The organism is Nakamurella sp. (genome assembly GCF_048594475.1).
Lineage (GTDB): Bacteria > Actinomycetota > Actinomycetes > Mycobacteriales > Nakamurellaceae > Nakamurella.
In genome coordinates this window covers 1-9,438 of record NZ_JBMDXT010000400.1, presented here as the reverse complement: position 1 = coordinate 9,438, position 9,438 = coordinate 1, and the positions used below count along the sequence as shown (strand labels likewise).

Below are 9,438 nucleotides of genomic sequence, written 5' to 3'. Positions count from 1 at the left end.
GGACGGCCGGCGCGCCGCCGACCCCCGCGCGGGCGTCGGCTTGTCGCGCTGGGTGCTCCGATCGCGCGGCCCGCCGCCAGCGGTGCCGCCCCGGGCGGGGCGGGCTCGGGGGTCGGCCGCCGGGCGCGGACGCTCGCGCGGGTGAGCCTCGGCGTGGATCGACGGCGAGTCCTGGTCGTCCCACAGGGACGATCGGGACAGGGGTGACGGCTGGCCGCGACCCGAGCGCGGGACCTCCCAGGATCCGGAGTCCTCCGCCGCTCGACCCGAACCGCTGCGGCCCGAATCCTGGCCGGACGGCGTCCGCGGGGTGCTCCGGTTCGACCGGCTCGATGACCCGCCCTGCTGACCACGGGAGTCGGCCGCTCGCCGGGCCGATCGGGGGTCGGCCGGATCTCGGCCGTCACCAGCACCCGGCCGGCGGTATCCGCCGGAGTCCCACGTCACGTTAGGAGAGTCCCACAGGCGTCCGGACCAGCCGTGGCGGCGCGCCCGGGTCGGCGGACGCCCTCGGCTCGCCCGCTGCGTCGACATCGCGCCACAGCGCCAGCATTCCGCGGGCGGTCGCCGCCGGTTCCTCCATCTGCGCGACATGCCCGCAGCCGGCCAGAACCAGCAGCCGGGCGTCGGGATAGGCGGCCGCCGTCCGCCGGGACAGCCGCACGTCGACCAGTCGATCCCGGGTGCCCCAGACGACCAGCGTGGGCACCCGGACACGGGCGGCCAGGGCGGCGAAGGAGTCCGGCCCGGGCCGGAGGTATCCCCCCATCAGTCCGCGGAGGGTGCCCACCGTCGCCTCGAAGACCCAGGGCAGCCGGGCGCGCCAGGCGTGCTCCCGGGCTGCGAGCGCGTAGTCCTGGTCCGTCACCACCTCGGGCCGGCCGAAACACAGCTCCCCCATCCCGCGGGCCCGGATCAGCGGCGGGATTGCCGCCAGGCGCCGGTGGGCCACCGTTCCGGTTCCCGGCAGGAGCAGGACGCCCAGCCGTGGGTCGGCGCCCCGATCCGCGATCAGCCGCAGATCCGGCACCGCGGGCGCCAGCACGGTCAACGACCGCACGAGGTGCGGCCAACCGGCCGCCACGTGGGTGACGACGATGCCTCCGTAGGAGTTACCGACGAGGTGGACCGGACCGAAGGCCACCTGCTCGATGGTTCCCGCGACGACCCGCGCGTCGACCGCGGGCGAATAGCGACCGGCCGGCGGGGGGTCCGACCGCCCGCTGCCGGGCAGGTCGAGGCTGTGGCCGGTCGCGTGCGGCGCCAGGATGGCCGCGAGCCTGGTCCAGTCGGTCGATGCACCGCCCAGCCCGTGCACGTACACCGCGGGGGTGGCCTCCTCGGGGCCGGGATGCGTGCGGACATTGACCCCGGCGCCGAACACCAGGTGCGTGCGCCCCGCCGGGCCCGGGCGGGACAACGGCGGCACCTCGCCGAGGTCGTCCTCGACCACCTCGGCGGTGGTCCAGGCGGCCAGCTCGTCACGCGGGGCCGGGCCGGGCGCCTGCCAGGACGCAGTGGTGGTCACCGCACCATGGTGCCCCGCGCGCGGCCCCCGGCCAACGCGGCTCGAGTGCGATGACCCGACCCCGCCCGTGGTTAGTCCCCATGTCCGGTTTCCGTCCACATTCGGTCCCCGACCGCTCCGCCCGGCCCCGCCCGGCGGCAGGGTTGGCCCGGTGATCGGGATCGGGATCGGGATCGGGGTCGGGAGGCATGGTGGCTGGACAGGACCTGACGGTCGACTGCACGACGATGCGGCGGGCGGCGGCGATCGTGGCGGAGGCCGCATCCGTGTTCGACGGTGGGCCGCCCGCCGCGGCCGGCCCGGCCGGCGCGGCGCTGGGATCGTCGGGCCCGGCCCGGGCCGCCGTGGCCGCGACCGCCCGGAGCCTGCAGCGGGCCACGGACGCCGCCCGCGGGCTGGCCGAGCGCAGCCGCACGATGTCCGGCGCGATGCAGACCACCGCCACCGCGTTCGAGGTGACCGAATCGGTGATCGGAACCTTCCGATGAGCCCGGTGGGCCGTCACCGTGCCGTCGGCGGGCCGAACGGGGTCCGGCGATGACGGACGTGCTGGCCCGCTCGGCCATCGTCACCGCGGCCCGACAGCTCGGTCACGACGATCCGGTGGCCGCGGTCGACGCGCTCACCGGCGTCGACGTGGGCGCGCTACGCGCCTGGCGGGACGCCGCGGCCGGAGTGCGCCGGAGGCTGGCGGACGGCAGCGACCACCTCGGCTCGGCCCTGCCGGTGACCGCGCAGGCCTGGTCGGCTGCCGCACCGCGGGACGCGGTCCGGCGCCATCACGAGGCCGGGCTCGCCGCGCGGGACACGGTCGATCGCCACCTCGCCGCGGCCCAGGACACCATCGGCACCCTGGAGTCGACCCGGTCGGCGGCGCCGGGCGAGCTCGCCCGCGCCGCGGACGGTCTGCGCTCGACCGGTTGGCCACCGGGCCAGGATCTGCTGGCCTGGGCGAGCGCCAACGGCCGGCTGCCGGCGGTCGCGGCCGTGGTCGGCAGCCTGGCCGAGGCGGTGCGCGGGCTCGGCCGGCGCAACGACACGAGCCTGCAGGCGCTGGTCGCCGCACTGGACACCGATCCCGCACAGGCGGTCGACGGGCTGATCGCGATCATGCCCGCCGCCTTCCCGGGCGCGACCACCACGCCGGGGACCCCGACGGTGCTGCCGGTCGAGCAGGCCAACCTCCAACGGCTGGCCAGCGACCTCGAGTCGGACGACGAGGCCGTCCGGAGTGCGGCCCAGGGCGTGCGGGCCGCGCTGGACCGGGCCGCGGCGGACGGGACCGCCCAGCTGCTGATCTACGAGCCCGCCGGGCCGACCAGCCAGGGTCGCGCCGCGATCGCCGTCGGCGACATCACCACGGCCGACACCGTGGTCACCATGGCGCCCGGAGTGTCCAGCTCTCTGGTCGAGATGGGCGACGGCGTGCACGACGCCATCACCCTCGCCGATCACATTGCCGGGTCGGCGCCGGGCGGCCGGACGGCGGTGGTCGCCTGGTACGGGTACGAGGCGCCGTTGGCGGTCGACGGGGGGACCCGGATGACCGCGCTGTCGACGCTGGCGAACGTCACCGCGGCGGGCAACGACGTCTATGCGCGGGTCGGTGCCCGCCAGCTCGTGGACGATCTGGCCGGCTTCCGCGCCCTCGCGCCCCCCGGGGCCCGCTTCGTCGGGTACGGCCATTCCATGGGGTCGACCGTGGTCTCCGCGGCGGAGGCGAACGGCGCCGGGTTCGACGACCTCATCCTGGCCGGGTCGCCCGGGGCCAGCGTCGAGGTCGGATCGGCCCACGACTACCCCGGCCTGGGCCCCGACCACGTGTGGGTCATCAGCTTCGACAACGATCCGATCACCACCGGGATCACCGACATGGCGGCCGACAGCCTGGCGGGGCTGACGCCGGGGATCCATCTGGTCCAACCGACACCGTTCGGACCCGACCCGGCCGCGGCCGAGTTCGGCGCGAGGGTCGTCGACGTCGGGTCGAACCGGCCCGACGTGGAGTTCCATCTGGGCGGACCGCTCGGCGGCCTGACCGACGGCCTGGCCAACGACCTCGCGGCGCTGCACCTGCACCACAACGGCGGCAACTATCTCGACGGGGCCTCGCTGGACGCCGTGGCCGCGATCACCAGCGGGCAGTACGACAAGGTGCCGATCCGCCCCGGCCGTTGAGGACCGCCGGCGGACCGTCCGGCGGCGTCGGTCCGGGCATCGTCCGCGTAGGGTGAGCGCGAACCGGTGAGGAGGACGCGGACAGCCATGACCGACGCGCGGGTGACGCCGCGGCTGAGCAAGTCCGCCCGCCGGGCGCAACTGCTGGCCGCCGCGAAGGAAGTGTTCGTCAGTCAGGGCTACCACGCGGCCGCCATGGACGAGATCGCGGTGGCCGCGGGCGTGAGCAAACCCGTTCTCTACCAGCACTTCCCGTCCAAGCTTGAGCTCTACCTGGCGTTGCTGGGCGAGTCGGCGGACGAGATGGTGCGGTTGGTGCGCGGGGCGCTCCGCGCTTCGGACGACAACCACGAGCGGGTGGACAACGCGGTCGCCGCCTATTTCAGCTTCGTGGCCGACAACGGTCAGGCCTACCGGCTGATCTTCGAATCCGACCTGCGCGGCCAGCCCGAGGTCGAGACGATCGTGGAATGCGCCTTCGACAAGTGCATCTCGGCGATCACCGAGACCATCACCACCGACACCGGGGTGGACGTCGAGCGGGCCCGCCTGCTCGCGTCCGGGATGGTCGGGCTGTCCCAGGTCAGCGCGCGCTACTGGATCCAGCAGTCACCGCACGTCTCCCGATGGGAGGCGGTCGAACTGCTCTCCACGCTGATGTGGCGGGGCATCTCCCGGTTCCCCCGGCACGACCAACCGCCGGCCGACCACCAGGTGGACACCGCGGTCGATCACACCGTGCTGCGGCCCCGGCCCGAACACCTCGCGCCGGGGCCCGCGAATCACGGCGAGTAGCTGAACCCGACCCGGCGGCTGTCGGCCGGCGCGATCTCGACGTACCCGATGCGGGCGGAGGGCACGATGACCCGGCGGCCCTTCTCGTCGACCAGCACCAGGGTGCCCTGCGGATCCTTCAACGCCTCGCCGACCTGCGTCTCGATCTCGTCGGGTTCGGAAGCCGAACTGACCACCAGCTCGCGCCCGGTGTCCGTGACACCGATCTTGACGTCCACGCAAATCCTCCAACGCTGTTCGCGACGATCCTGCCGCCCGCACCCGGACGTGTCCCGCTGTCGGGCCCGTTTCAGGCTAGTGCAGGTGTCCCCCGGTTCCGGGCGGCCCCCGTCCGCCGACCGCGAACAGGGCGGCGGGCGCCGGCGCGGTGCTCAGAACAGCGTGCCGTCGACCTCGATGCCGCGCAGCTCGTCGTAGTCCAGGACGACGCACCGGATCCCTCGCGTCTGCGCCAGGGTCCGCGCCTGCGGCGCGATGCTCTGCGCGGCCAGGACGCCTGAGACCGGGGCCAGCAGCGGATCCCGATTCAGGTACTCCAGATAGCGGGTCAGCTGCTCGACCGCGTCGATGGTGGCGCGCCGCTTGATCTCGACGGCCACGTACCCAGGTCGCCCGGACACCGCGCCCGCCCCGGCGATCACGACCGGCGGTCCGTCCGGCCCCACCTCGACCGCCGCGTCGGGTTCTGCGTCCGGCCCGACGCCGGAACCCCCGTCCGGAACCGGCCGGTCGCCGTCCGCGACCACCTCCACCGGCGCTCCGCCGTCGCGGCACATCAGGTCCACCGGACCGATGGGGGTCGGGTACTCGCGGCGCACCAGCGTCCAGCCGGCCCCGAGGGTGCCGACATGCTCGGCCAGCAGGACCTGCAGGTGCGCCTCGACACCGTCCTTCACCAGACCGGGATCGGCCCCCAGGTCGTGCCAGGAGTCGTGCAGGACCTCGTCGAGCGTGATGAGCAGCCGCTCCCCGGCCTTGTTCTCGACCGTCCAGCGGCCGTCGCTTTCGGACAGCCGGCACGGCGGCGACATCCAGTTCAGCGGCTTGTACGAACCGCCGTCGGCGTGGACGAGCACGGACCCGTCAGCTTTCACCATCAGCAGCCGGACCGCCGGGTCCAGATGGGCCGTCAACCGACCGACGTAATCAACCGAGCAACGGGCCACCACCAGACGCACCCGGCACACCCTAGTCGGCCGAGCGGGCGAGGCCGCCACCGGCACCGACGCCGAGCGGGCGAGATCGCCACCCGCACCGCACCCGACCGGACGAGATCGCCACCCGCACCGCACCCGACCGGACGAGACCGCCACCCGCACCGCACCCGACCGGGCGAGGCCGCCGGCGCGAGTCCGCGTCAGCCGGTGGCGGGGGTGTCGACCCGTTCGATGCCGCCGCCGAGCTTCTGCATGTCCTCGACGAAATGCGGGTAACCGCGGTCGATGTGGAACACCTCGTGCACCTCGGTCACGCCGTCGGCGGCCAAGCCGGCCAGCACCAGCCCGGCCCCGGCGCGGATGTCGGTCGCCCAGACCGGCGCGCTGGAGAGCTGGTCACGGCCGCGCAGCGACGCGTGGTGGCCGTCGGTGCGGGCGTCGGCCCCCATCCGGATCAGCTCGTCCACGAACCGGAAGCGCGCCTCGAAGACGTTCTCGGTGATCAGCGAGTGCCCGTCGGCGACGGCGGCCAGGGCCAACGCCATCGGCTGCAGGTCGGTCGGGAACCCGGGATAGGGCATCGTGATGAAGTCGACGGCCCTGGCCCGATCGTTCATGGTCACGGTGACCGCGTCGGGCTCGGTCTCGATCTCGCCCCCCGCGCTGGCCAGCCGCTCCAGCGGGGCGGTCAGGAAGGCCGGATCGACACCCTCGACCCGGACGGAGCCGCGGGTGATGGCCGCCGCGTACGCCCAGGTGCCGCCGACGACCCGGTCCCCCACGGTCCGGTGGCTGGTCGGGTGCAGCTCGTCGACACCCTCGATGGTGATGGTGGCCGTGCCCGCACCCTCGATCCGGGCGCCCATCTGCACCAGCAGCTGGGCCAGGTCGATGATCTCGGGTTCTCGGGCGGCGTTGTCGATGACGGTCGTGCCGCGGGCCAGCACGGCCGCCATCAGGATGTTCTCGGTCGCACCGACGCTCGGGAAGTCCAGCCCGATGACCGCGCCGGTCAGCTCGGTGGCCGACCCGACGACCTTCCCGTGCTCGATGCCCATCGTGGCGCCGAGCGCCCGCAGCCCCGACTGGTGCATGTCCAGCGGGCGGGATCCGATGGCGTCGCCACCGGGCAGCGCGACCTGCGCCCGGCGGCAGCGGCCCATCAGCGGGCCGAGCACGCACACCGATGCCCGCAACCGCCCGACCGCGGGGAAGTCGGCCTGGAAGGACAGATCGGCCGGAGTGGTGATGGCGACGGTGTCACCGTCCTGCACCACCTGCGCGCCCAGCCCCCGCAGCACGTCGGCCATCAGCGGGACGTCAAGGATCGCCGGGCAGTTGGAGATCTCGGTGGTCCCCTCGGCCAGCAGCGCGGCGGCCATCAGCTTGAGCACGCTGTTCTTGGCACCGGCGACCCGGACCGTGCCGGCCAGGCGCGATCCTCCGGTGACCAGGAAGCGTTCCACGCCAGGCACTGTAGCCGGGTCGCGCGGGTCGCATCGACATCTGCGCCGACCGCGGCGCGGGCGCCCGCCCCGGTCGCCGTAGTGTGGACCCATGGCCGTGCACCTCACCCGCATCTACACCCGGACGGGTGACGACGGCACGACGGGTCTGGCGGACTTCAGCCGGGTCCGCAAGACGGACCCGCGGCTGGTGGCCTACGCGGACTGCGACGAGACGAATGCCGCGCTCGGTGTGGTCCTGGCCCTCGGCGCCCCCGCCGATGAGGTCCGGTCGGTGATCCGCCGCGTGCAGAACGAGCTGTTCGATCTCGGGGCCGACCTGGCGACGCCGATCCACGCGGACCGGCCGGCGGCGCCGCACGAGCTGCGGATCACCCAGGACTACATCGACCGCCTCGAGACCGATTGCGACACCTTCAACGCCGACCTGCGGCCGCTGGACTCGTTCATCCTGCCGGGCGGGACCGCAGCCGCCGCCCTGCTGCACGTCGCCCGGACCGTGGCCCGCCGGGCCGAACGCAGCGCGTGGGCCCTGCGCGAGGTGGATCCGGACGGCAGCAACCCGCTCGCCGCGGCCTATCTCAACCGCTTGTCGGACCTGCTGTTCATCCTGGGCCGGGTAGCCAATCCGGACGGTGACGTGCTGTGGGTGCCCGGCGGCCAGCGCGGATAGCACCGGCCGGCGTCGCGCGCGATGGCGCGACCGCGCCGCGGGCGGTCAGGACTTGCGGACGCCCCGATGGAACAGGCGGACCGAGCGGGTCGCCGGCGGGACGGATTCGAGCCAGGACCGCAGACCGGTCAGGGCCTCCTCGGACAGGGCCAGCTCCACCTCCTGACCGCCGTCGGTACATCGCACGATCACCGCGTTGACCGGGAGCAGGTCGGGCTCGGTGCCCACGGCCGGCCGGCGCGATCCCAGGGTCAGCGACTCCCGGCGCACGCGGCGAGCCGCGCCGGGCAGCGGGGAGAACGCCCGGTAGAGCAGCAGCTCCGTGCCGCGGTAGCGGCCCTGGCCCAGGATCCAGCCGTTGCCGTCCGAGCGGAGGTTCGACCGCCAGCTGACGTCGATCGCGCCGGACCGGATGAGTACGGAGCGTCGCAAAGCGATGACGGAGATGGACAGGATGACGACAACCAGCACCGCCAGACCAAGTAACTGGGCCAGCGAGGCAAAATCCATCTCGGTCGTGCCGGATCGACGCCGGTCAGATCTCGTTGCCGGTGGCAAGCAACTGGGCTTGGGCCCGGCGCAGTTCCGCCTCGGTGTCCGCCGAGTCGCCGCCACTGGACCTGGCCCGCTCGTAGGCCGCGCGCGCCTTCGTCACGTCGATCTCGTCGGACAGCTGAGCGTCCTCGGCCAGGATCGAGACGCCCTCGTTCGTCACCGACAGGAAGCCGCCGTGGACGGCGACACCGAGGACGTTGCCGCTCGGCTCGACGATCCGGGCCGCGTAGCCCTCCCGCAACTGCGCCAGCAGCGGGGAATGTCCGGCCATCACGCCGATGTCGCCGTCGACGGTCCGGGCGACGACGAGCTGGGCCTTGCCCGACCACAACTCGCGCTCGACGGCGACCAGATGGACCTGAATCTCTGCCACGAACGCACGGCCTTCCGCTCGATCTGCTGTACCCGCTCGACGTCATGGCCCCGAGGCAAGCCTTCGGGGTGCATGAAGCCGGCCACCAAGGACCGGACCCGAGAAGTCTAACCGACCGGACCGGCCCGTCGCGTCCGGAGCGACGTTCCCCACAACCGGCCGATCACTCCCCCGCCACCGGCTCGACCAGCGCATTGTGGATAACCCCGGTTCGCCGCCGGCGCGACCCGTACCGTCTGCGGCCATGACCACCGCACGACCGGGTGAACCGGACACCCACGCCGGGGCCGCCCGCCGCGGGCCGGCGCCGTTCCCCGGCGTCCGGACCTCGGAGGTCGTGGTGGCCGGTCCCGGCCACCGACCCGGACGCATCGGTCGAGATCGGCGAGATAGGCGGGGAAGGCGCCGTGCGGCCCGCTCCGACCGGCTCCCGCGGCGTCTCGCAGAGACCTGGCGGATCGCGCACGTCGTCGGCGTGATCGCCCCGATTCCCGCCGGCTCAGGCCGGCCGCCCGCGCAGCCGGGCCGGGGCGCACCCGGCCCGGCTGCGACTCTCGCACCCCGCCGGGTCGCGCCCCGCACCCGGCCGCGCGCCGATGACGACGGCCGGCTCCCGGCCACCGATCCCGGAATGCGCGACGGCGGCCCACCCCGGGGCCGGGGTGACCGCCGGCGAGGACGCGGGGGCCTACAGCGTCTTGGCCGTGGGCAGC

10 protein-coding genes are annotated in these 9,438 nt (G+C 74.0%); 4 read left to right on the top strand and 6 right to left on the bottom strand.

Translation table 11 applies throughout. The annotated features are described in order from the left end of the window. Positions 1 to 448: 448 nt before the first annotated feature. Positions 449 to 1,528, bottom strand: coding sequence for an alpha/beta fold hydrolase (locus ACOJUF_RS17940; protein ID WP_420123183.1), 1,080 nt, complete (start codon positions 1,526 to 1,528; stop codon positions 449 to 451). Positions 1,529 to 1,719: 191 nt separating this feature from the next. On the opposite strand from ACOJUF_RS17940, the gene ACOJUF_RS17935 reads away from it, so the two are divergent. From ACOJUF_RS17935 to ACOJUF_RS17925, 3 genes are all read left to right on the top strand, one after another. Then, positions 1,720 to 2,016 carry a hypothetical protein gene (locus ACOJUF_RS17935; protein WP_420123182.1) on the top strand — a complete coding sequence of 99 codons (297 nt, stop codon included), beginning with the start codon at positions 1,720 to 1,722 and terminating at the stop codon, positions 2,014 to 2,016. 49 nt (positions 2,017 to 2,065) lie between these two features. Next, the gene (locus ACOJUF_RS17930; protein WP_420123181.1) at positions 2,066 to 3,706 is read left to right on the top strand and encodes an alpha/beta hydrolase; all 1,641 of its coding nucleotides are present in this window, start codon (positions 2,066 to 2,068) and stop codon (positions 3,704 to 3,706) included. 87 nt (positions 3,707 to 3,793) lie between these two features. Next, positions 3,794 to 4,501, top strand: a complete 708-nt coding sequence (locus tag ACOJUF_RS17925) for a TetR/AcrR family transcriptional regulator (RefSeq protein ID WP_420123180.1) — start codon at positions 3,794 to 3,796, stop codon at positions 4,499 to 4,501. Here the strand turns inward: ACOJUF_RS17925 and ACOJUF_RS17920 are convergent. The 3 genes from ACOJUF_RS17920 to murA all read right to left on the bottom strand — a co-directional run bounded on the left by ACOJUF_RS17920 (position 4,489) and on the right by murA (position 7,124). Then, positions 4,489 to 4,719 (bottom strand): DUF3107 domain-containing protein, encoded by a 231-nt coding sequence (locus tag ACOJUF_RS17920; RefSeq protein WP_420123179.1) that lies wholly within the window; start codon positions 4,717 to 4,719, stop codon positions 4,489 to 4,491. The two genes, ACOJUF_RS17925 and ACOJUF_RS17920, sit on opposite strands and share 13 nt — an antisense overlap. Positions 4,720 to 4,872: 153 nt before the next feature. Continuing rightward, complete coding sequence (nucS, locus tag ACOJUF_RS17915) at positions 4,873 to 5,679, bottom strand: endonuclease NucS (RefSeq protein WP_420123178.1); 807 nt, start codon at positions 5,677 to 5,679, stop codon at positions 4,873 to 4,875. Positions 5,680 to 5,858: 179 nt separating this feature from the next. Beyond that, the gene (murA, locus tag ACOJUF_RS17910; protein WP_420123177.1) at positions 5,859 to 7,124 is read right to left on the bottom strand and encodes a UDP-N-acetylglucosamine 1-carboxyvinyltransferase; all 1,266 of its coding nucleotides are present in this window, start codon (positions 7,122 to 7,124) and stop codon (positions 5,859 to 5,861) included. 91 nt (positions 7,125 to 7,215) lie between these two features. On the opposite strand from murA, the gene ACOJUF_RS17905 reads away from it, so the two are divergent. Then, the gene (locus tag ACOJUF_RS17905; RefSeq protein ID WP_420123176.1) at positions 7,216 to 7,797 is read left to right on the top strand and encodes a cob(I)yrinic acid a,c-diamide adenosyltransferase; all 582 of its coding nucleotides are present in this window, start codon (positions 7,216 to 7,218) and stop codon (positions 7,795 to 7,797) included. A gap of 45 nt (positions 7,798 to 7,842) precedes the next feature. Here ACOJUF_RS17905 and ACOJUF_RS17900 read toward each other — a convergent pair whose 3' ends face one another. Together ACOJUF_RS17900 and ACOJUF_RS17895 are read right to left on the bottom strand one after the other, a co-directional pair. Continuing rightward, positions 7,843 to 8,307, bottom strand: a complete 465-nt coding sequence (locus ACOJUF_RS17900; RefSeq protein WP_420123175.1) for a DUF2550 domain-containing protein — start codon at positions 8,305 to 8,307, stop codon at positions 7,843 to 7,845. Positions 8,308 to 8,332: 25 nt separating this feature from the next. After that, positions 8,333 to 8,725, bottom strand: coding sequence for a F0F1 ATP synthase subunit epsilon (locus tag ACOJUF_RS17895; RefSeq protein WP_420123174.1), 393 nt, complete (start codon positions 8,723 to 8,725; stop codon positions 8,333 to 8,335). Between the last annotated feature and the right edge of the window lie 713 nt (positions 8,726 to 9,438).

What these genes read in the sequence shown, in the direction of transcription:
- ACOJUF_RS17930 (WP_420123181.1), top strand. Translation starts at nt 2,066, where the DNA reads ATGACGGACGTGCTGGCCCGCTCGGCCATCGTCACCGCGGCCCGACAG.
- ACOJUF_RS17900 (WP_420123175.1), bottom strand. Translation starts at nt 8,307, where the DNA reads ATGGATTTTGCCTCGCTGGCCCAGTTACTTGGTCTGGCGGTGCTGGTT.
- ACOJUF_RS17905 (WP_420123176.1), top strand. Translation starts at nt 7,216, where the DNA reads ATGGCCGTGCACCTCACCCGCATCTACACCCGGACGGGTGACGACGGC.
- ACOJUF_RS17925 (WP_420123180.1), top strand. Translation starts at nt 3,794, where the DNA reads ATGACCGACGCGCGGGTGACGCCGCGGCTGAGCAAGTCCGCCCGCCGG.